At 63.3% G+C, this 20,519-nt stretch carries 18 protein-coding genes and 1 pseudogene; 10 read left to right on the top strand and 9 right to left on the bottom strand.

What is annotated here, in order from left to right:
• Position 1: 1 nt before the first annotated feature.
• Together EOC83_RS10465 and EOC83_RS10460 are read right to left on the bottom strand one after the other, a co-directional pair.
• Positions 2-886: a DMT family transporter gene (locus EOC83_RS10465; RefSeq protein ID WP_063169834.1), complete on the bottom strand. Its 885-nt coding sequence runs from the start codon at positions 884-886 to the stop codon at positions 2-4.
• Between the two features lie 197 nt (positions 887-1,083).
• Positions 1,084-1,491, bottom strand: coding sequence for a DUF2000 family protein (locus tag EOC83_RS10460; RefSeq protein ID WP_013528221.1), 408 nt, complete (start codon positions 1,489-1,491; stop codon positions 1,084-1,086).
• A 49-nt stretch (positions 1,492-1,540) separates the two neighbouring features.
• Between EOC83_RS10460 and EOC83_RS10455 the strand changes: the two genes are divergently transcribed.
• Positions 1,541-2,410, top strand: coding sequence for an AraC family transcriptional regulator (locus EOC83_RS10455; RefSeq protein ID WP_027164197.1), 870 nt, complete (start codon positions 1,541-1,543; stop codon positions 2,408-2,410).
• 24 nt (positions 2,411-2,434) lie between these two features.
• On the opposite strand, the gene EOC83_RS10450 is transcribed toward EOC83_RS10455, so the two are convergent.
• Together EOC83_RS10450 and EOC83_RS10445 are read right to left on the bottom strand one after the other, a co-directional pair.
• The gene (locus EOC83_RS10450; RefSeq protein ID WP_013528223.1) at positions 2,435-2,905 is read right to left on the bottom strand and encodes a MarR family winged helix-turn-helix transcriptional regulator; all 471 of its coding nucleotides are present in this window, start codon (positions 2,903-2,905) and stop codon (positions 2,435-2,437) included.
• 212 nt (positions 2,906-3,117) lie between these two features.
• Positions 3,118-3,864, bottom strand: a complete 747-nt coding sequence (locus EOC83_RS10445; protein WP_063169833.1) for an intradiol ring-cleavage dioxygenase — start codon at positions 3,862-3,864, stop codon at positions 3,118-3,120.
• A 199-nt stretch (positions 3,865-4,063) separates the two neighbouring features.
• Here EOC83_RS10445 and EOC83_RS10440 point away from each other — a divergent pair, with 199 nt between their 5' ends.
• The gene (locus EOC83_RS10440) at positions 4,064-5,119 is read left to right on the top strand and encodes a GTP-binding protein (RefSeq protein ID WP_063169832.1); all 1,056 of its coding nucleotides are present in this window, start codon (positions 4,064-4,066) and stop codon (positions 5,117-5,119) included.
• A 253-nt stretch (positions 5,120-5,372) separates the two neighbouring features.
• On the top strand, positions 5,373-6,347 hold the full coding sequence (locus tag EOC83_RS10435) for a WD40 repeat domain-containing protein (RefSeq protein ID WP_013528226.1): 975 nt from the start codon (positions 5,373-5,375) through the stop codon (positions 6,345-6,347).
• A 6-nt stretch (positions 6,348-6,353) separates the two neighbouring features.
• On the opposite strand, the gene EOC83_RS10430 is transcribed toward EOC83_RS10435, so the two are convergent.
• Positions 6,354-6,806 carry a hypothetical protein gene (locus tag EOC83_RS10430; protein WP_063169831.1) on the bottom strand — a complete coding sequence of 151 codons (453 nt, stop codon included), beginning with the start codon at positions 6,804-6,806 and terminating at the stop codon, positions 6,354-6,356.
• A gap of 154 nt (positions 6,807-6,960) precedes the next feature.
• On the opposite strand from EOC83_RS10430, the gene EOC83_RS10425 reads away from it, so the two are divergent.
• The 4 genes and pseudogenes from EOC83_RS10425 (at position 6,961) to EOC83_RS10410 (ending at position 12,533) form a co-directional block, all read left to right on the top strand.
• Entirely contained in the window at positions 6,961-8,340 is a 1,380-nt protein-coding gene (locus tag EOC83_RS10425; RefSeq protein ID WP_063169830.1) for an aspartate aminotransferase family protein, read from the top strand.
• 11 nt (positions 8,341-8,351) lie between these two features.
• Entirely contained in the window at positions 8,352-9,758 is a 1,407-nt protein-coding gene (locus EOC83_RS10420) for a glutamine synthetase family protein (RefSeq protein ID WP_082826626.1), read from the top strand.
• 80 nt (positions 9,759-9,838) lie between these two features.
• A pseudogene (locus EOC83_RS10415) lies at positions 9,839-11,073 on the top strand (putative DNA modification/repair radical SAM protein).
• A gap of 2 nt (positions 11,074-11,075) precedes the next feature.
• Positions 11,076-12,533: a UdgX family uracil-DNA binding protein gene (locus EOC83_RS10410; RefSeq protein WP_063169829.1), complete on the top strand. Its 1,458-nt coding sequence runs from the start codon at positions 11,076-11,078 to the stop codon at positions 12,531-12,533.
• 51 nt (positions 12,534-12,584) lie between these two features.
• Here the strand turns inward: EOC83_RS10410 and EOC83_RS10405 are convergent, their stop codons facing one another.
• From EOC83_RS10405 to EOC83_RS10390, 4 genes are all read right to left on the bottom strand, one after another.
• Positions 12,585-13,850: a glycerate kinase gene (locus EOC83_RS10405; RefSeq protein ID WP_063169828.1), complete on the bottom strand. Its 1,266-nt coding sequence runs from the start codon at positions 13,848-13,850 to the stop codon at positions 12,585-12,587.
• Positions 13,847-14,350: a heme-degrading domain-containing protein gene (locus EOC83_RS10400; protein WP_063169827.1), complete on the bottom strand. Its 504-nt coding sequence runs from the start codon at positions 14,348-14,350 to the stop codon at positions 13,847-13,849. Before EOC83_RS10400 ends, EOC83_RS10405 begins: the two co-directional genes overlap by 4 nt.
• A 193-nt stretch (positions 14,351-14,543) precedes the next feature.
• On the bottom strand, positions 14,544-15,860 hold the full coding sequence (guaD, locus tag EOC83_RS10395; RefSeq protein ID WP_063169826.1) for a guanine deaminase: 1,317 nt from the start codon (positions 15,858-15,860) through the stop codon (positions 14,544-14,546).
• Position 15,861: 1 nt separating this feature from the next.
• Complete coding sequence (locus tag EOC83_RS10390; RefSeq protein ID WP_024501931.1) at positions 15,862-17,079, bottom strand: urate hydroxylase PuuD; 1,218 nt, start codon at positions 17,077-17,079, stop codon at positions 15,862-15,864.
• A gap of 131 nt (positions 17,080-17,210) precedes the next feature.
• On the opposite strand from EOC83_RS10390, the gene EOC83_RS10385 reads away from it, so the two are divergent.
• The 3 genes from EOC83_RS10385 (at position 17,211) to EOC83_RS10375 (ending at position 20,510) form a co-directional block, all read left to right on the top strand.
• Positions 17,211-18,131, top strand: coding sequence for a LysR family transcriptional regulator (locus tag EOC83_RS10385; protein WP_024501932.1), 921 nt, complete (start codon positions 17,211-17,213; stop codon positions 18,129-18,131).
• A 124-nt stretch (positions 18,132-18,255) separates the two neighbouring features.
• On the top strand, positions 18,256-19,263 hold the full coding sequence (locus EOC83_RS10380) for an LLM class flavin-dependent oxidoreductase (protein WP_082826625.1): 1,008 nt from the start codon (positions 18,256-18,258) through the stop codon (positions 19,261-19,263).
• On the top strand, positions 19,260-20,510 hold the full coding sequence (locus EOC83_RS10375) for an LLM class flavin-dependent oxidoreductase (protein ID WP_063169825.1): 1,251 nt from the start codon (positions 19,260-19,262) through the stop codon (positions 20,508-20,510). The genes EOC83_RS10380 and EOC83_RS10375 overlap by 4 nt, the downstream gene beginning before the upstream one ends.
• Positions 20,511-20,519 lie beyond the last annotated feature (9 nt).

Raw genomic sequence — 20,519 nt, 5'->3', positions numbered from 1 at the left:
ATCAAAGTTTTTTTGCCAACGCCTCGGCCTCGACGTCCGAGGCCGCGCGGCTCCGCAGCCGAAGCCTATGCTCGCGATGGACGATGTAGAGGCCGCTGGCGACGATGATGGCGGCGCCGACCAGCGTCCAGCGGTCGGGAAACTGCTTGAAGACGATCCATCCGGAAATGATCATCCACACCATCTGCGAATAGGGATAGGGCGCCAAAGCCGTGGTCGTCGCCAGCCGGTAGGCCTGGACGAGCAGCCAGTGACCGACGCCGCCGAACACGCCGAGCATCAGCAGCACGAACCAGTGCCAGCCGTCATGCGGCAAGGAAAACGAAAACGGCAGCAGGGGCAACAGCAGCAGCGCCGGCGCCAGCGCCGAAAACAGGATGAGGCTCTCCGATGTCTCGGTCGCCGACATGCGGCGCGTCATGATGACGTAGAAGCAGTTCGACAGCATCGAGCCGAGCGCGAAGAGATGTCCGATGCCGAACACGCCGACGCCCGGTCGGGTGATGATGAGGACGCCGGCAAAGGCCGCCAGGATGGCCAGCCAGCGCCGCCAGCCCGCCCACTCGCCAAGCAGCGGACCGGCCAGCGCCGTGATCACCATCGGCCCAAAGAAATAGATCGAGGTTGTCTCGGCCAGTTGCAGGGATTTGAGCGCCAGGACATTGAATATGGTCGATCCGAACAGGAAAGCCCCGCGCAGGATATGCGCAGGCAGGTTGATCGGGCGAAACCGCATGGGTTGGCGCCAGCCGCGCAACAGGGTGCCGACCAGGATGACATGCACGGCAAAGCGCACCCAGGCAACGACCAGCACGGAAATGCCGGCGAGGACGAGGTATTTGCTTGATGTGTCGAGGAAGGTGAAGCAGACGTAAGTGGAAAGCATGCACAGGATCGCCACCGGGGGCGTCGCGCTTTCTACATGTCTTTGGGGAGCACTCACTTGCAGGCCGGGTGGGAGCTGGGCTGGACCCACCTTTGCGGGAATTGCCGGCTCCCGGCAAGCCAATTGTCGGCTGTCGCCACGCCAAAGCCGGCTGGCACAACAAGTGTCGGCGGCAGGCTTAGTCGATGCCTCTGAAGCTACGGGTGCATACGGGCGCCCTTGGTGATCTTGTCGACCAGCTTCTTGTCGGCGCGAAGCGCGATCCCGACCGCCTTGGCGTCTTCAGGCGCAAATTCGGCGAAGACGGCGCGGTTGGCCGCGTCAAAGCCGGTCGAAAACATCTCCTCGACATAGAGCGAGGTGGTCACGCCGCGCTCCAATGTGCGCCGGTGGATCGTGCCCAGCGTGGCCTGGTCGGCGGACAAAACGATGACCGGCTGGATCGACAGCGGGTTATAGAGATTGCCGGCGCGGTCGCGATAGGGTTCACCGATGATATCGGAAAACTGCGCGACGATGCCGCTGGTCAGGAAGGCGGTGACGTTGAGTTTCTGCCAGACCGCCAGATCTTCCCTGAGCACGATTGCAAATTTCGTATCGAACATGAGACATTGGCCATTCGGTTTGTGCCCCAATGCGAGGCTTAAGGAGACGATGTCGCACGATCTAGACAGCCAGGCCTTCGAGGGTCTTGGACGTTTGTGCATCGATGCGGCGGAAAACCGTATTATCTCCGCCCCCGATCCCGCAGGCATGGAGCGGATCGAGGCACGCTTCCATGGCAGCGCGTTCGACCTGCATCGCCACGACACCTATGCGATCGGGGTAACGCTGCACGGTGTGCAGACGTTTCGCTATCTTGGTGCTGCGCGTCACAGCCTTCCAGGCCAGATCATCGTGCTACACCCCGACGAACTGCATGACGGCGGCGCCGGCACCGAGGACGGCCTGCGCTACCGAATGCTCTATTTGGAGCCGTCGCTGATGCTCGACTGCCTCGGCGGCGCTTCGCTGCCTTTTGTGAGGGATGGCGTGGTGACGGACGCCGCCTTTTGCGCAACGCTGCTTTCGGCGCTGGGGCCGCTGGAGCAGGAACTCGACGACCTGTTCGTCGACGATTTCCTGGTCCAACTGATGCAAAGCCTGACCCGGCATGGTGGCCAGCCGGCAAAGCCGATGACCAGGACGGCGTGGCGGGCGGCTGCACTGGCGCGCGACTATCTCACGGAAAACCTGACCCGGCCGGTGCGCTCCGGCGAACTGGAAGCCATAACCGGGCTCGACCGCTATGCCTTGTCACGGCATTTCCGCGCGGCGTTCTCGACCAGTCCGCATCGCTTCCTGGTGATGCGCCGGCTTCAGCGTGCGCGGCGGATGATCGCCGCCGGCGAACCGTTGGCGCAGATCGCGGTCGAAGCCGGCTTCAGCGACCAGAGCCATTTCATCAGGCAGTTCAAGAAGGCGTTCGGCATGACACCGGGACGCTGGTCGTCGCTGATCCAGGGCTCTGCCGCGGCGGCTTGATCGCCTGCCGCGACAATCCGCCGGTCAGTCGTCCGACTCGGCGTCGTCGTCGATGAGCACCAATTCCTCGTTCGAGAGGTTGGCCTCGATGCGGGCAAGCAGTTTGAACAGCGACTTCTGGTCCTTCTTGTCGAGGCCCTTCAGCGCCTGCTTTTCGGTCTTCTTCACCGATTTCTCGATGGCGTGGATGATGTCGCGGCCTGTATCGGTGAGAAAGATGTGGGCCTGGCGGGCATCGGCTTCAGAAGCGCGCTTCTCCAGGAACCCCTGGGCCTGCAGCCGGTTGATGGTCTTGGTGATCGTCGGCGGGCGCACGCCGAGACGTCCGGCAAGATTGCCCGGCGTCTGGCCGTCCTCACGGTCGAGCGCCAGCATGATCTGGTCCTGGCCGGCATAGAAGCCGTGCGCCAGAAGCCGGGCAGCCAGCGCCGTCCTTGCCAGCCTTGCCGCGGAATGCAGCCGGCTCATTGTCGCAGTCTTGTCCGCCTTGGCCATGGTCTTCCCTCTTCGGCCGTACCGGTGCGGGCAGCATAGAGGCAGCCGGCCGGTTGGCAATCGACGATCAAAAAGATTCCGGTGCTTCAAACAGCTTTGCCGGCAAGCATTGTGGTGTCCGCCGTGGCTAATGCCAGATGTTTATTTCAGTTAGATGACAAACGAATTCGTGACCGGAGTTTTCGCCGCTGACAAGGTGCGTGAGGGAACGCTCAGCCGGACTTCACCGCCACGATCATCAGCGCCTGATAGGCATCCTCCAACTCGCGCAGCGCAGCCTGCGATTGCGATCCGGCCCGCCTGGCGATGCCGTCATCGGCATTTGAAGTGTCGCGCTTGCCGGGCCGGTCATTGTAGGGCGCGACAGAGGTGAAGATCTGCTCGCTGAGGCTGTCGGGGAAAAACAACTGGCCGGTCATCACCGACCTGTCGTCGGGGAAGACCTTGAAATGGATGTGGGTGGTGCGGCCGCGATACCAGCCGGGATAGATCGTGGCGAAGGAGACGATGCCGCTTGCATCGGTTTTCTGCCAACCACGCAGGAAGGTCTGGCCCGACGTGTCGACGTCGCGGCCGTCACCCTGTCCGGGATAGCCGGAATAGGCGCCCTGCGCGTCGCAATGCCAGATATCGACGCGGGCGCCGGCAAGTGGGCGGCAGTCCACGTCGACAACCTGCAGCCGGACGTCAAGGGCAATACCTTTCTTGCCTTCGGTGACATCGGCACGTTCGAGTTTCGGGTCGAAATAGAACGGTCCCTCGGTCACTTCAGGCGTAATGGTGCAGACACCGGCGCCGTTTTCGAACAAGGCCAGTCCGGCATAGGGTGAAGCCTGGGCAGCCGAAGATTGAGCGGCCATTGCCGAGGCCGGCAGGAAGGCACCACCTCCGGCGGTGACCGCGATCAACCCGAGCGCCTGGCGCCGGCTCAATGAGAAGGAGGATGGCTTGCCGGACATATCTTGCCTCTCAAATTGACCTTCCGCATCCCGAGCTAGGCAATCACAGCGGCTTTCGCCAGTCAAAATCCGGTATTGTAGCAAGCCGGTTTGGCCCATCGGTTTGCCCCGTGCAAAAGCCCGGCACACATCCTATATGGAACCGACAATCCCTTTTGAGGGCCGGATCTTTTGCGGCCCAGCACTTTCGAGGCAAGCCATGAGCGACGCACAGACGCAAATCCCCGTAACCGTTCTCACCGGCTATCTCGGCGCCGGCAAGACGACGCTGCTCAACCGCATCCTGTCGGAAAACCACGGCAAGCGCTACGCCGTCATCGTCAACGAGTTCGGTGAAATCGGCATCGACAACGATCTGATCGTGGAATCCGACGAGGAAATCTACGAGATGAACAATGGCTGCATCTGCTGCACGGTGCGCGGCGACCTGATCCGTGTCGTCGAGGGCCTGATGCGCCGCCCCGGCCGCTTCGACGCCATCGTCGTCGAGACCACCGGGCTCGCCGATCCGGTGCCGGTGGCGCAGACCTTCTTCATGGACGACGATGTGCGCTCCAAGACCAGGCTTGACGCGGTGGTGGCGCTGGTCGACGCCAAGCACCTGCCGTTGCGGCTCAAGGATTCCAAGGAAGCCGAGGACCAGATCGCCTTCGCCGACGTCGTCGTGCTCAACAAGACCGACCTCGTCACGTCAGAAGAACTCGCCAAGGTCGAGGCAACGATCCGCGCCATCAATCCGGCGGCAAAGATCCATCGTACCACCCGCGCCGGCGTTGACCTGACCGAAGTACTCGACCGCGGCGCTTTCGATCTGTCCCGGGCACTGGAAAACGATCCGCACTTCCTCGAGGCGCATGACGATCACGATCATCATGACCACGACGGCCACGATCACCACCACCATGATCATGACGGGCACGACCACCACCATCACGCGCATGCTTCGGACATTCATGACGTGACGGTGCAATCGGTGTCGCTGCGCGGCGGCGAGATGGATCCGAAGAAATTCTTCCCCTGGATCGAGAAGATCACCCAGATGGAAGGCCCCAACATCCTGCGGCTGAAAGGCATCATCGCGCTCAAGGGCGACGACGAGCGCTATGTCATCCAGGGCGTGCACATGATCATCGAAGGCGACCACCAGCGCGCCTGGAAAGACGGCGAAAAGCACGAGAGCCGGCTGGTGTTCATCGGCAGGGAACTCGACGCCGAGCGGCTGAAGAAGAGTTTTGACGCCTGCCAGGCGGCTTGATTTCCAAGCCTTATAACGCTAGCGCTGCCCCTTCTGTCCTTCTCCCCTTGTGGGAGAAGGTGGCCGTGCGAAGCTCGGTCGGATGAGGGGTGCTCCAGCTGGGCACCGACGGCGATCCGTCCAACACCCCTCAACCGTCTCGGCGCTGCGCGCCGATCCACCTTCTCCCACAAGGGGAGAAGGTTGGCGCCACACCCGGCCGCGCTGGCGACTTCCCGGGGATGGCAACAAACTTCATTGGAATGGTTCCCTGATGCCCACAGTCGCCCCCCTAGACCTCGAAGGCCATTGCATCGCCGCCGCCTTTCTCGGCGACGTGCCGCATTTCGCGATGGCCGACGGCGCCATCCATCGGCTCGACCATGGCCACAAGACGGTTCAGGCCAATGACGGGCTGCTCGCCGCCTTCCATGATGCGGCCAATGACCGGCTGATCACCGGCGGCGAGGACGGCAAGGTGTTTGCCGTGAAAACGGGCGGCGAGGCCACGGAATTGGCAAGCGCGGCCAGGAAGTGGATCACCAGCGTTGCCGCCGGGCCGCAAGGCGCCATCGCCTATGCCTCAGGCAAGACTGCCTTCGTGCGCTTCGCCGACGGCAAGACCAGGGAATTCGTCCATCCGCGTTCGGTGGAGGGGCTGGCCTTCTCGCCCAAGGGCATGCGCTTCGGCGTCGCCCGCTACAATGGCGCGACGCTGCATTTCCCGGCCGCCGAGGGCAAGCCGGTGGAACTCGAATGGGCCGGCGCCCATACCGGCATCACCTTCTCGCCGGATGGCGCCTTCCTCGTCACCACCATGCAAGAAAACGCATTGCACGGGTGGAAGCTCGCCGACGGCAAGCACATGCGCATGACCGGCTATCCCGGCAAGGTCAAAAGCCTGTCGTGGAGCGTAAAGGGCAAGTGGCTTGCGAGTTCCGGCGCGCCGGCGGCGATCGTCTGGCCGTTTTCCGGCAAGGACGGGCCGATGGGCAAGGCACCGCTGGAACTCGGCACGCGCGGCAATGCCATGGTGACGGCTGTCGCCTGTCACCCGAGCCAGGATGTCGTCGCCGTCGGCTATGATGACGGCATGGTGATGGCGGTGCGTTTTGCCGACGCCAAGGAAGTGCTGTTGCGGCGGCCGGGCAAGGGCGCCATCACCTCGATGATGTGGGACAAGGAAGAACGCCGCGTCGCCTTCGGCAGCGCGGCAGGCGACTGCGGCGTCATCGACATCACGGCCTGACCCCGCTCACTCCGCTCCGCACGACACTTTGCCGCTGATTTCGACCGGTTTGCCGTCCTGGTCCGTATCCGCTGCGGCGTCGTAGATGGAGAGCGTATAGCTCCCGTCGTAGACGCCTTCGTCGCTGGTCCTGGTCAGGATCGTCAGTTCGACCGAGTTGATCTTTTGCGCGGCCTCGTGCTCACGATAGATGTTCAGCCGCAATTCCTTGCCGTCGAGCCAGTACTGCGTCAGGTTGGAATCCTCGAACACGGTCTTGCGCAGGCTGTCGCTGGCAGGCCGGCTCAGAATTTCGAGGTTGCCGCGAAAGTTGAAGGTCGGCCCGCCCATGCCTCTGGTGACGCCGGCCTCGACCTCGAATGTCGCCGCCGGGTCGTCGGTGGAGCACCAGATGCCGCCCGAGGCGAAGGCCGCGCTCGCCGACGACAGGTGCATCGCCACACAGATGACCGTCCTCATTACCCCTCCCCCTCAATTCCCGCTCATATTGGCGCCGACTTCGGCAGCACGGTCAAGCGCCGCCGCCAAAGGCTGAGCCAACGCAGGACAGATGCGCGGCCAATTGCGGATGCAGACACGGATTGGCTAAGAGGAATCGACCAGAGGGGTTTTCATGCACAGCGATATGTCCAAGACGTCCATCGGCGGCATCGGCCGCGACCGCATTGCCGATCTGCGCGAGACCGAGGGGGCAGCCTTCCGCAAGGCGCGGCCGCAATCTCAGGTAAAGGTCGGCAACGGCCTGCCCGGCTTCTTCGGCGGCGTGCCGATGCACTGGATGAACGACTGGCCGACGCCGTTTCCGATCCTGGTCGACAGCGCCAAGGGCGCCACGATCACCGACATCGACGGAAACAAGCTCGACGATTTCTGCCTTGGCGACACCGGCTCGATGTTCGGCCATTCGCCGCCGCCGGTGGCGCGCGCCATCCGCCGCCAGGCCGGACGTGGCCTGACCTATATGCTGCCTTCGGAAGATGCGCTGGCCATCGGGCCGCTGCTGCAGCAGCGCTTCGGCCTGCCATTCTGGCAGATCGCGACGACGGCAACCGACGCAAACCGTTTTGCATTGCGCGTCGCCCGCGCCGTCACCGGCCGGGAGAAGATCCTTGTCTTCAACGGCTGCTACCATGGCTCGGTCGACGAGACGATGGTGCGGCTGATCGACGGCAAGCCCGTCAACCGGCCGGGATTGGCGGGCGAGTTCCGCGACCTGACGCGTACGGCCAAGGTCATCGAGTTCAACGACATCTCAGCACTCGAAGCCGCGCTTGGGGATAAGGACGTCGCCTGCGTCATCGCCGAACCGGTGCTGACCAACTCCTGCATGGTGCTTGCCGATCCGGGCTACCATGACGCCCTGCGCAAACTGACACGCCAAGCCGGCACACTGCTTCTGATCGACGAGACGCACACGATCTCGACCGGCCCCGGCGGCTACACGAGGAAATATGGTCTCGACCCGGACTTCTTCGTCCTGGGCAAGCCGATCGCCGGCGGCGTGCCGGCCAGTGTCTGGGGCATGAGCGACGACGTCGCCTCGCGCTACGCGGACTACAACAGGACCAAGGAGCCGGGCTATTCCGGCATGGGCACGACGCTCTCGGCCAACCCGCTGCAGTTCGCAGCGATGCGCGCCGCGCTTGAAGAGGTGATGACGCCGGAAAATTATGACCGCATGGATCACCTGGCGCGGCGGCTCGATGCCGGGTTGACCGGCGTGATCGATCGCTATCGCCTGCCCTGGCATGTTTCCCGTGTCGGCGCCCGCGTCGAGTTCATCTGCGCGCCCGGTCCGCTGCGCAATGGCGCCGAGGCGGAAGTGGCGCATGCGCCGGAACTGGAGGCCGCCATCCATGTCGCGCTGATCAATCGCGGCGTGCTGATCGCACCCTTCCACAACATGATGCTGATCTCGCCGGCGACCACTGCGACCCAGGTCAACCGGCTGATCACCGCCTTCGGCGCGGTTGCGGCAAAGCTTGGGGCATGAGACAAGCGGCGATGGACCATCCCAATGCCACAATGACCTCACCTTCGGGCTCGACATCCGCCGAGGCGCACGCCTTTCTCGACGCCCATCCCGAGATCGAAGCCTTCGATATCGTGCTGACCGACGCCAATGGCGTCGGCCGCGGCAAGATCGTGCGCCGGCATGAGCTGAAGAGCATCTTCGAGGGCGGCCGCCATATGCCGATCTCGATCCTGGGCCTCGACATCACCGGCGAGGATGTGCACGAGACCGGGTTGATCTGGACGACCGGCGACGGCGATCTCAGGGCATGGCCGATCCCCGGTACGCTGGTGCCGCTCTACGGCACGAGCCCGCCACGTGGCCAGCTGCTGATGGCGATGTACATGCTCGACGGCCGGCCGATGTCGTCGGATCCGCGGCTGGCGTTGGCTCGGCAAGTCGACATCCTGGCGGCCAAGGGCCTCTATCCGGCCGGAGCCTTCGAACTTGAATTCTTCCTGCTGGCCAATGAGCGCGACGCCGACGGCAAGGTGCAGCCGGCGCGCGCCGTGCTCGACGGCCGCGTCTCGGGCAAGACGGAAGTCTATTCCGTTGATCATCTGCACGGCATGGAGCCGCTGTTTTCCGACATCTATGCCGCAGCCAAGGCGCAAGGCATTCCGGCCGAGACGGTCATTTCCGAATATGCGCCCGGCCAGTACGAATTGACGCTGAACTACCGCAAGGATGTGATGCGGGCGGCCGACGACCTGGTCATGCTGAAGCGGCTGGTGCGGGCGCAGGCGCGCCGCCACGGCGTCACCGCCTGCTTCATGGCCAAGCCGATCGAGAAATACGCCGGCTCGGGCATGCATTTCCATGTTTCGCTGCAGGACAGAGCCGGCCGAAACGTCTTTGCCGAAGCCGGCGGCGAGAGCTGGTCGCTGCCGCTGCTGCAAGGGCTCGGCGGCCTCATCCAGACCATGGCGGAATCGATGCTGGTGTTTGCGCCGCACGCCAATTCCTGGCGGCGCTTCGTCTCGCAATCCTATGCGCCGGTGGCACCGACATGGGGCGTCAACAACCGATCGGTGGCGCTGCGTGTGCCGGCCGGCGACGCCAAGAACCGGCGCATCGAGCACCGGCCGTCGGGCGTCGACGCCAACCCCTATCTGATCGCCGCAACCGTGCTCGCCGGCATCATCAAGGGCATGGATGAAGGGCTCGATCCGGGGCCCGAAACGACCGGCAACGGCTATGAGGCAGCGGTCACGCGCACAACCATGCCTGTCGACTGGCGCGCCGCGATCGAATCGGCCCGGGCGTCCAGCTTCCTGAAGAACGCGCTCGGCGAGGACCTGCACCGGACCTTCGTGGCGATCAAACAGTCCGAATACCTGCGCGTGGCACGCACGGTCAGCGAACTGGATTACCACCTCTATCTGCACGAAGTCTGAGGGCCGGGCGGGCGATCACTTTTTCGCCGTTTCCATCAAATGAGGTGGCATAAGGGCGGATAAGAACATATCATGAACAGATGAGCGCACTCACCGTCCGTGAAAAACTGGCTGTCCTCTCCGATGCCGCCAAATACGATGCGTCCTGCGCCTCGTCGGGTGCGGCGAAAAAGGACTCGCTGGAATCAGGCGGCATCGGCTCCACCGAGGGCATGGGCATCTGCCATTCCTACGCGCCGGACGGCCGCTGCATTTCGCTGCTGAAAATCCTGCTGACCAATTTCTGCATCTATGATTGCAGCTACTGCATCAACCGATCGTCGTCCAATGTGCGGCGCGCCCGCTTTGGCATCGACGAGGTGGTGAAGCTGACCATGGATTTCTACCGGCGCAACTACATAGAAGGCCTGTTCCTGTCCTCGGGTGTCGTTCGCTCGCCGGACGAGACCATGGGCGAGATGGTCGAGGTGGCGCGCCGGCTGCGCCTGGAGGAGAAATTCTCCGGCTACATCCATTTGAAGACCATCCCGGAAAGCTCGGCCGAACTGGTCGAGCAGGCCGGTCTCTATGCCGACCGGCTGTCGATCAATGTCGAACTGCCGACCGACGAGGGTGTGAAGCGGCTGGCGCCCGAGAAGAAGCCGGAGACAATCCGGCTTTCCATGGCCAGGCTGCGCCAGAAGATGGAGGAGAAGGCCGAGCCGACTTTGAAGACCAAAAAGCGCGAACGCTTTGCGCCGGGCGGCCAGTCGACGCAGATGATCATCGGCGCCGACAAGACATCCGACGACGGCATATTGCACACGAGCGCCCGGCTCTATGGCAGCTACCATCTGCGGCGGGTCTATTACTCGGCCTTCAGTCCGATTCCGGATTCGTCGTCGTCGCTGCCCCTGCAGAAGCCGCCGCTGATGCGTGAGCACCGGCTTTATCAGGCCGACTGGCTGATGCGGTTTACGGCTTTTCGCAACCGGAAATCCTCGCCGGCAGCAGCGACGGCATGCTCGATCTCGCCATCGACCCGAAGCTGGGCTGGGCACTGCGCAACCGGGGGCAGTTTCCCGTCGACATCAATCGCGCCGACCGCGAAGCGCTGCTGCGGGTGCCGGGTCTCGGCACCAAGGTGGTGGCGAAGATTTTGGAGACGCGCCGGCACCGGCGCATGCGGCTCGAGGATGTCGGGCGGTTCTGCCAGTCGATCGCCAAGCTCAGGCCCTTCATCATCGCCGAAGGCTGGTCGCCTGGTGCGCTGACCGACAAGGCCGGCCTGCGCGACAGGATCGTCCACTCCTGCGAACAATTATCGTTGTTCTGATCATGCGGCCGGCGGAACTCGATCTCGCCAGATACAGAGTTCGGCTCGACAGCGAGACGGATTTTGCCGGCTGGCGTGACGCGGCACGGCGGCTGGCCTTGAATGAGGTCAGGCCCGAGGACGTCGACTGGCATGTCGCGCCAGGCTCTGATCAGGCACAATTGCCTGAAGTGCCTGCGGGCGCGCAACTCGTCGTGCCGCGCGACTTCCTCGGGCATGCCGAAACGGCGTTCTGCCATTCCGATCCCGGCCGGTTTGCCTTTCTCTACCGAATGCTGTGGCGATTGCGCGACGAAGCTAAACTGCTGGAAATCGCGTCGGATTCCGACACCAGGCGGCTCGAGGCCATGGAGAAGGCGGTGCGGCGCGACAGCCACAAGATGCACGCCTTCGTACGTTTCCGGAAAATCGGCGACGGTGCCGATGAGCGCTATGTCGCCTGGTTCGAGCCGGATCATTTCATCGTCGAGCGCAACGCCGATTTCTTCGTCAGACGTTTCACCGGCATGCGCTGGACGATCCTGACCCCTTATGCCTCTGCCGACTGGGATGGCGAAAGGCTGGCGATCGGGCCGGGCGCGGCCAAGGGCGATGCGCCTGATCAGGACGATACCGAGGCGCTCTGGCGCACCTATTTCGAGAACATCTTCAACCCGGCGCGATTGAAGGTGAAAACCATGCAGAAGGAGATGCCGAAGAAATATTGGCGGAACCTTCCCGAGGCCTCGCTCATTCCAGACATGATCGCAGGAGCGGACAAGGCCGCCAAGGACATGATTGCGAAGATGCCGACAACACCCGCGCCGCACCACGCAAAGGTGCAGGCACGGCATTGGCCGAAGCAGCCCGTCGAAGCACCGGAAGATGATGCAAGCACGATTCCGGAATTGCGCGAGGCAGCGAAAGGCTGCCGCCGCTGCCCGCTGTGGCGCGACGCGACGCAGACCGTCTTCGGTGAAGGCCCTGACAATGCCAAGGTGATCTTCGTCGGCGAACAGCCGGGGGATCAGGAGGACCTCGCCGGCAAACCTTTCGTGGGTCCGGCCGGCAAGGTGTTCGATGCGATCCTGGACGATGCCGGTGTCGACCGGCAAAAGGTCTATGTCACCAACGCGGTCAAGCACTTCAAGTTCGAGCCGCGCGGCAAGCGCCGCATCCACTCCAAACCGAATTCCGGTGAGATTCAGGCCTGCCGCTGGTGGATCGACCAAGAATTCGAGCTGATCAAGCCGAACCTCGCCGTGGCACTCGGCGCGACAGCGGCGATGTCGCTGCTCGGCAAGGCGATTCCGGTGACAAAGATGCGCGGACAAGTGATCGAGCGCGAGGACGGATTGCGCGTGTTCATCACCATCCATCCCTCCTTCATCCTGCGCATCCGCGAACCCGCGGACAAGGAGGCTGAACGCGAACGGTTCCTGCAGGACATGAAGCTGGTGAAGCGGCTGATGGCCGCCTGATTGTCTGTTTTGCGCGATTCCGGACAGAAAACCTTCCTGGAATTGCTGCGGCTACCTGATCAGAATTGCCCTGAGATCGTTGACATTCGTACCGGTCGGGCCGGGTACGAAGAGATCGTCAACCGCGTTGAAGGCCGTCCAGGCATTGTTGCCGGCAAGCATAGCCTTGGCGTCCACCCCGGCAGCGCGCATGCGCGACACGGTCGAAGCATCGGCAAAGGCACCGGCATTGTTTTCCGAACCGTCGATGCCGTCAGTGTCGGCGGCCAGCGCATTGATACCGTCGACGCCATTGATGCCGATGGCGAAGGCGAGCAGGAATTCCGAATTGCGGCCGCCCTTGCCTTTTGCGCGCAGCGTCACGGTTGTCTCGCCGCCCGACAGGATCAGCACCGGCTTCGAGAAAGGCCTGTTGCGCGTCGCCACTTCACGCGCGATCGCGGCGTGGACACCGCCAACCTCGCGCGCTTCGCCTTCGATGGCATCGGAGAGGATAACCGCCTCGACGCCTTGCCGTTTCGCTTCCGTAGCGGCGGCTTCCAGCGATACCCCGGCCGAAGCGATCAGATGCACCTCGTTGCGCAAAAAGCGCTCGTCATCCGGGCTTGGCGCATCGGCGGCCGGCGAATTGATATGCGCCATCACCGAGGCCGGCAGTTTCATGCCATAGGCCGATATCGAGGCCAGCGCGTCGGCGCGGCTGCCTGTATCCGGTACGGTTGGGCCGGAGGCGACCATTGCCGGATTATCGCCGGGAATATCGGAGACGATCAGCGACACCACCCTGGCCGGCCATGCGGCCGCCGCCAGCCTGCCGCCCTTGATGGTGGAAAGGTGCTTGCGGATAGTGTTCATCGCCGCGATCGGCGCACCCGAGGCGAGCAGCGCCTCATTGACGGCGATCTCGTCGGCCAGCGTCAAGCTGCCGGCCGGCGACGGCAACAGCGCCGAGCCGCCGCCGGAAATCAGCGCCACCACCAGATCGTCCGCCGTCAGCCCTTGCACCTTCGCCAGCAGCCGGCGCGAGGCTTCAAGGCCGGCATCGTCCGGCACCGGGTGCGCCGCCTCGATGATCTCGATGCGCTCGCAGGTCGCGCCATAGCCATAGCGGGTGACGACCAGCCCTTCGATGGGGGCGTCCCACACTTTCTCGAAGGCTGCCGCCATTTGCGCCGAGCCTTTGCCCGCGCCGATGACGATGGTACGGCCCTTGGGCTTGGCCGGCAGATGATCCCTGATGGTTCGTTCCGGATCGGCGGCGGCGACGGCGGCGTTGAAGATAGAGACGAGGAACGATTTGGGGTCGAGCACGGTCATTCGGCTTCCCGAGGCAATGCCAAGCCGCGCTTGTCGACGCCCAAATGATCGCACAGCGCATCGACGACGACGCCGTGATCCTCGCGCTCCGGCAGTCCGGAAACGGCGATGACGCCAATGACGCCGGTGCCCTTGGCGTTCACCGGAAAGCCACCGCCGGCCAGCACGTAGTCGGCAATATCCAGCCCTTCACCAATCTTGAAGGTGCGGTCGGGGCGCTGCTGTTCCAACACCATGCGATAGGTGCTTCTCAGGAACCGTTTGACCACATTGATCTTGCGCCGCGCCCAGTCGGGATTGGAAGCGTTCGAGCCCGGCAGCGCGGCGTAGAACAGCGGCCGGTCCCACAGCCTGATGTCGACTATGATGGGTAGATCTTCGGCGATTGCACGATCGCGAATGGCGGAGCCGATTTTGAAAGCGACGGCCTCGTCAAAGGTCGCGAAGACAAGGGTCTCTTCCTGTCTCTTGATCAGAGCGATGTCGTCAGCAACGGCCATTTTCTTTCTCCGAAATCGTCACACGTCGTGTGTACGACAAGCTCCGCTCGGTCAAGCTTCCGTGGCGTGGCCACCTTCTCCCGAGGGGAGAAGAGACGAGCACGGGCCTCGGCTTCCTCCTCTCCCCTCGGGGAGAGGCCGGATTGCCCCGAATTGCCTTCGCAATTCGGTTGGCAATCCGGGTGAGGGGGCCTTACCCCGCGCTCATGTCAGCCTTGGCTGGCCGCCCCGCCACATAAACTTCGCGGACGGAGCGGTCGTCGCCCAGCGTCTGCAGGAGAAAGAGTTCCTGCGCCAGCGTCTCGACCGTCTCCATCCTGAGTCGCATTCCCGGCGTTGCCCTGGCGTCCAGCACGACGATGTCGGCGTCGGTGCCCGCGTCCAGCGTGCCTATCTTTTCCACCACCGACAGCGCCTCGGCATTGCCGCGCGTCGTCTGCCAGAAGGACTGGAACGGGTTGAGCTTTTCGCCATTCAGCGCGATCACCTTGTAGCCTTCGTCCATGGTGCGCAGCATGGAGTAGTTGGTGCCGCCGCCGACATCGGTGGCGGCGGCGATGCGGATCGGCTTGTCGCGTCGGCGAAAGCGCTGATAATCGAAGAGGCCGGAGCCGAGGAAAAGGTTCGAGGTCGGGCAGAACACCGCCACCGAGCCCGAGTCCGAAAGCGCATCCGCTTCGCGCTCCGACAAATGGATGCAGTGGCCGAACAGGCTCTTTTTGCCTAACAGCCCGTAATGCTCGTAGACGTCGGTGTAGTCGCGCGCCCACGGGTAGAGTTCCTGCGTGAAAGCGATCTCGGCGTGGTTTTCCGACAGATGCGTCTGCATGTGCAGGCCGGGATGTTCGCGGCACAACACGCCCGCCATCTCCATCTGCTCCGGCGACGAGGTGATGGCGAAGCGCGGCGTGATGGCGTAGTGCTGGCGGCCCTTGCCGTGCCACTCCTTGATCAGCGCCTTTGTGTCGTCATAGCCGGATTGCGGGGTGTCGAGCACGCCGTCGGGCGCATTGCGATCCATCATCACCTTGCCGGCGATGTTGAGCATGTTGCGGTCATGCGATTCTGCGAAGAAGGCTTCGGCCGAGGCCTTGTGCACCGAGCAGTAGGCGGCGACCGTCGTGGTGCCGTGGCGCACCATTTCGTCGAGGAACAGCCGCGCGATGCGGCGGCCGTGCTGGGCGTTGGCGAACTTCGTTTCTTCCGGAAAAGTGTAGGTGTTCAGCCAGTCGAGCAGTTCGGCGCCGTAGGAGGCGATGATCTGCATCTGCGGAAAATGCGCATGGGCATCTATGAAGCCGGGCAGCAGCAGATGCGGCCGGTGGTCAATCCTTTTCACCGTTTCGTCGGCTTGCTTTTCAACATCGGCATAACTACCCGCGGCGACGATCCTGCCGTCACGGATCAGCAGTCCGCCATCCTCCTCGTAGCGCCAGGCGGAATGGTCTTCGAGAGTTTGCGGCCAGCGCACAAAGGACAGCGTGCGGCCGCGCAGAAGTGTCGAATTCATGCTATTTCCCTGCGCCTTCGAACCAGGCCACCAGCAGCGCCCGTTCCTTGTCGGTGATCTGAGAGACGTTGGCGGGCGGCATGGCGTGGCTGCGGCCGGCCTGCAGATAGATTTCGCGGGCGTGGTTGGCGATATCCGCATCGGTGTCGAGCATCACGCCCTTGGGCGCATGATAGATGCCCTCATAGACCGGCTCCGCCGCGTGGCACATTGAACAGCGGCCGAGCACGGTGTCGCGCACCGCCGGGAAATGCGCTGAAGCGACATAGACTTGCGCCGACGCGGATTCCTTGGGTTCGCCGGTCAGCACTTTCGGCGCGGTCGACAGCCAGATGATGACGATGAACAGGACGAGTGCCGCCATCCAGGTCCAGGTCGGATTGCCCTTGCGCGCATGGACCGAGTTGAAATAGTGCCGGATCAGCACGCCGATGATGAACACCAGCGAGGCGATGACCCAGTTGAACTCAGTGCCGAACGCCAGCGGATAGTGGTTCGACAGCATCAGGAACAGCACCGGCAGCGTCAGGTAATTGTTATGGAGAGAGCGCTGCTTGGCGATCTTGCCGTATTTCGGGTCGGGCTTGCGGCCGGCGATGAGGTCGGCGACGACGATCTTCTGGTTGGGGATGATGACCATGAAGACATTGGCCGACATGATCGTGGCGGTGATGGCGCCCAGATGCAGGAAGGCGGCACGGCCGGTGAACAGGTGGGTCAGTCCCCAGGCGATGAACACCAGCACGCAATAGAGCACCAGCATCAGGCCGGTGTCGCTTTTGCCCAGCGGCGAGCGGCACAGCAGATCGTAGACCACCCAGCCGACGCCGATCGTTGCCAGAGACAGCAGGATGCCGACCGGCACCGACATCGGCAGCACGTTCGGATCGATCAGGAACAGATCGGCCCCGGCATAATAGACGACGCACAGCATGGCGAAGCCGGAAAGCCAGGTGGCGTAGGATTCCCATTTGAACCAGGTCAGGTGTTCCGGCATTTCGGCCGGCGCCACCAGATATTTCTGGATGTGATAAAAGCCGCCGCCATGCACCTGCCATTCCTCGCCGAAGGCGCCGACGGGCATGCCGGGACGCTGGCGCAGGCCGAGATCGAGCGCGACGAAATAGAACGACGAGCCGATCCAGGCGATGCCGGTGACGACATGCAGCCAGCGCACGGCAAAACTCAGCCAATCCCAGAAAATCGCGAAATCCATCATTGAAATCGTCCCTGCCGATTGGGTGACTTTACGGGCTGGAGCGCAAACGGAAAGAGGCGAGGCGCACGAGGACTTTCAAAAAAAAATGGAAAATACTAGGTTGATCCTGCAAACCGGCGAAGGTGCTCCGCATGGCCTATCTCGACAACATCGCCGTCTTCGTTCGCGTCGTTGAACTCGGCAATCTGTCGGCGGCCGGGCGCGACATGCGCATTTCGCCGGCGGTCGCTTCCAACCGCATCAAGGAACTGGAGAAGCACCTTGGCGTGCGGCTGTTCAACCGCACCACACGGCAATTGATGCCGACCGAGCATGGCACGGTTTTTTACGGGGGCGCCAAGCAGGTGCTGGAGGCAATCACCGAGGCGGAAGCGGCAGTCTCTGCCCTTTCCGGCCAGCCGCGCGGCACCATCCGCGTCACGGCACCGCTCGGCCTCGGCCGCCGGCTGGTCGCTTCGGGCATCCCCGATTTCCACGACAAATACCCTGATATCGAGGTGCGGCTCAGGCTCTCGGACCACAATGTCGACATCATGAAGGAAGGCATCGACGTCGCCTTCCGGCTCGGCATCATCGAGGATTCCAGCCTCAGGATGCGCGGCATCATGGAATGCGAGCGCGTGCTGGTGGCGGCGCCGAAATATCTCGAAGCGCGCGGCGAACCGATTGAGCCGCAGGAACTGATCGGCAAGAAGCACGACTGCCTGATGCTGCGTTATTCGGGCGCGCGCGAATATGTGTGGACGCTGCAGACCCCCACCGGCCCGCAGAAATTCGAGGTACACGGGCCCTACGACACCGACGATGGCGACGTGCTCACCGGCTGGGCGCTTTCAGGCCGCGGCATCATCAACAAGCCGCGCTTCGAGGTCGAGCCATTCATCCGCGATCGGCGGCTGAAGGTGATCCTGCCCAGCACGCCGCCGACACCGGTGCAGTTCGCCGCCGTCTATCCGCACAAGAAGCTGCAGGATCCAAAAGTGCGGCTGCTGCTCGACTTCATGGCCGAGCGCTGCCAGCGGCTGATCAACGATCTGCTTGCTGGCAAATAAAGGCTGGCCGGCAAATAGGGACTGGCCGGTAGGTGAGCGGCGGTTTGGCCCAGCGCCGGCGGTTGCCATCCCAGGATGTGGCGAACATAGTTCGGGGTGGCATTTCATCTCATAGGAACCCCCGATGGACAACGGCGCCACAATGCATCTTGCCGTTTCGCTCGCCGATCCATCACTCGAGACTGGGTTGGAATTCAGCCGCCTGGCTGGTTTCGTGCAAAAGGCTGAAGCAGCCGGGCTGGACATGGTGCTGCTTGCCGATGCCGCGCCAGCGTCCGAAAGCGAAGCCGCGAACAAACGGATGCCCTTCGAAGCGACGACCTTGCTGGCCGCTCTGGCGACTGTCACAAGCAGGATCGGCTTGGTTGCCGCTGCCTCGACAATTGCCCACCAACCCTACAATCTGGCACGCCGTTTCGCTTCGCTCGACGTTATCAGCCACGGCCGCAGTGGCTGGAACGCAACCATGACGCAAGCGCCACGGGAAGCAGCCAATTTCAGCCGGCCCGAAGGATTTTCGCCTAACGATTTCCGCCGTCGCAGTGAGGAATATATCGGCATCGTGCAAGGTCTGTGGCAGGGCTGGGATGCGGACGCCCTGCTGTTCGACCAGGGCGGCGGCCGCTTCCACGACCCCGAAAAGATGCACCTGCTGGAGCACAAGGGCGAATTCTTTTCCGTGCGCGGACCGCTGAACGTCGCCCGGTCGCCGCAGGATACGCCAGTGCTCGTCTTGTCGGGCCTGCAGGAATCCGACTTCGATATTGCCACTCGCACCGCCGATGTCATCCTGCTGGACGGCGGACTGGTGGAGGGCGCGACCGAACGCTATGACGATATCAGGCGCCGTGTCACGGCGTGCGGACGCGATCCGGATGCTGTGAAAGTGCTGACGAACGTCGCGCTTATCGCCGATAGTAAGCCGGCTGCCGTCGCCGAGAGGCTGGAAAAGGAATTCCGGGCGAGAGGCTGCGACGGGTTCAACATCCTGATGCCGGCACAGCTTTCTGCGCTCGACGATTTCGTCGATCTGGTCTTGCCGGCGCTGCGGCGGCGTGGCTTGTTTCGAGAGAACTATCGCGGAAAAACGTTGCGCTCGCATCTCGGGCTTGCCGGCGGAGGTGACCAATGACTGCCCGCCAGATGAAGCTCGGCGCCTTTCTGTGGGCGACAGGTCATCACATCGCCGCCTGGCGCCACCCCAAGGCGCACGTCACCGCCGGCATAGACATCGATCATTACATCCAGCTGGCGCGCACGGCGGAGGCGGCGAAGTTCGACATGGTGTTCTGCGAGGACGCCGCCGGCCTGCGTGAAGCCAATATCGGCATTGCCAGCCAGACGTCGCGCTCGATCGGTTTCGAGCCGATCAGCCTGCTCTCGGCGCTCGCCGTCCAGACCAGCCGCATCGGCCTCGTCTCGACAGCGTCGACAAGCTACAACGAGCCCTATGGGCTGGCACGAACCTTCCTGTCGATCGACCATCTGAGCGGCGGCCGGGCCGGCTGGAATCTGGTCACCTCGGCCAGCCCCATCGAAGCAGCCAATTTCGGCGCGACGGGCCTCAAGCCCCATGCCGACCGCTACGAACGGGCGCGCGAGTTCGCCGAGGTGGTGACCGGCCTGTGGCACGGCAAGGCTTCCGGCCATAACGGCCAGAGCTTTTCGGTTCGCGATCCGCTCGACCTGCCGCGCTCGCCGCAGGGCGCGCCGGTGATGGTTCAGGCCGGCGCCTCGGATGTCGGCCGCGACCTTGCCGCCCGCACCGCCGATGTGGTGTTCACGGCGGCGCAGACCTTCGAGGAAGCCAAGGCCTTCTATGACGATCTCAAAGGACGTCTGGCGGCCTATGGGCGCGAGCCGGACGACATCAAGATCATGCCGGGCGTCGCACCGGTGGTGGCGGAGACCGAAGCGGAGGCCCGTGAAAAATACGAGGAATTGCAGGAGCTGATCCCCGACGATGTCGGCGTGGCGCTGCTGTCCAGCTATCTCAGCATCTCCGATCTGTGGCGCTATCCGATCGATGGGCCACTGCCGGAACTGCCGGAGAGCGAGGGGATGAAGAGCAGGCAAGCGCTGGTCATCGAGCAATCGCGCCGCGACGGCCTCTCCATCCGCCAGCTCGCCCGGCATTTTGCCGGCGCGCGGGGCCATTGGCGCATCGTCGGCACAGCGGCCCAAGTCGCCGACGAACTGCAGGCGCGGTTCGAGGGTAGCGCGGCCGACGGTTTCAACGTCATGCCCTCATATTTCCCCGGGGAACTCGATGCCTTTGCCACGCTCGTCGTGCCGGAGTTGCAGCGGCGCGGACTGTTCCGGACGGAATACCAGGGCCGCACGCTGCGCGACCATCTGGGTTTGAAACGGCCGGTTTAGCTGCGGCGC

The sequence above is a fragment of the Mesorhizobium sp. Primo-A genome (genome assembly GCF_003997175.1).
Taxonomy (GTDB): domain Bacteria; phylum Pseudomonadota; class Alphaproteobacteria; order Rhizobiales; family Rhizobiaceae; genus Mesorhizobium; species Mesorhizobium ciceri.
Note: the sequence above shows the minus strand (reverse complement) of the source record. Positions and strands in the feature narration are given on the sequence as shown.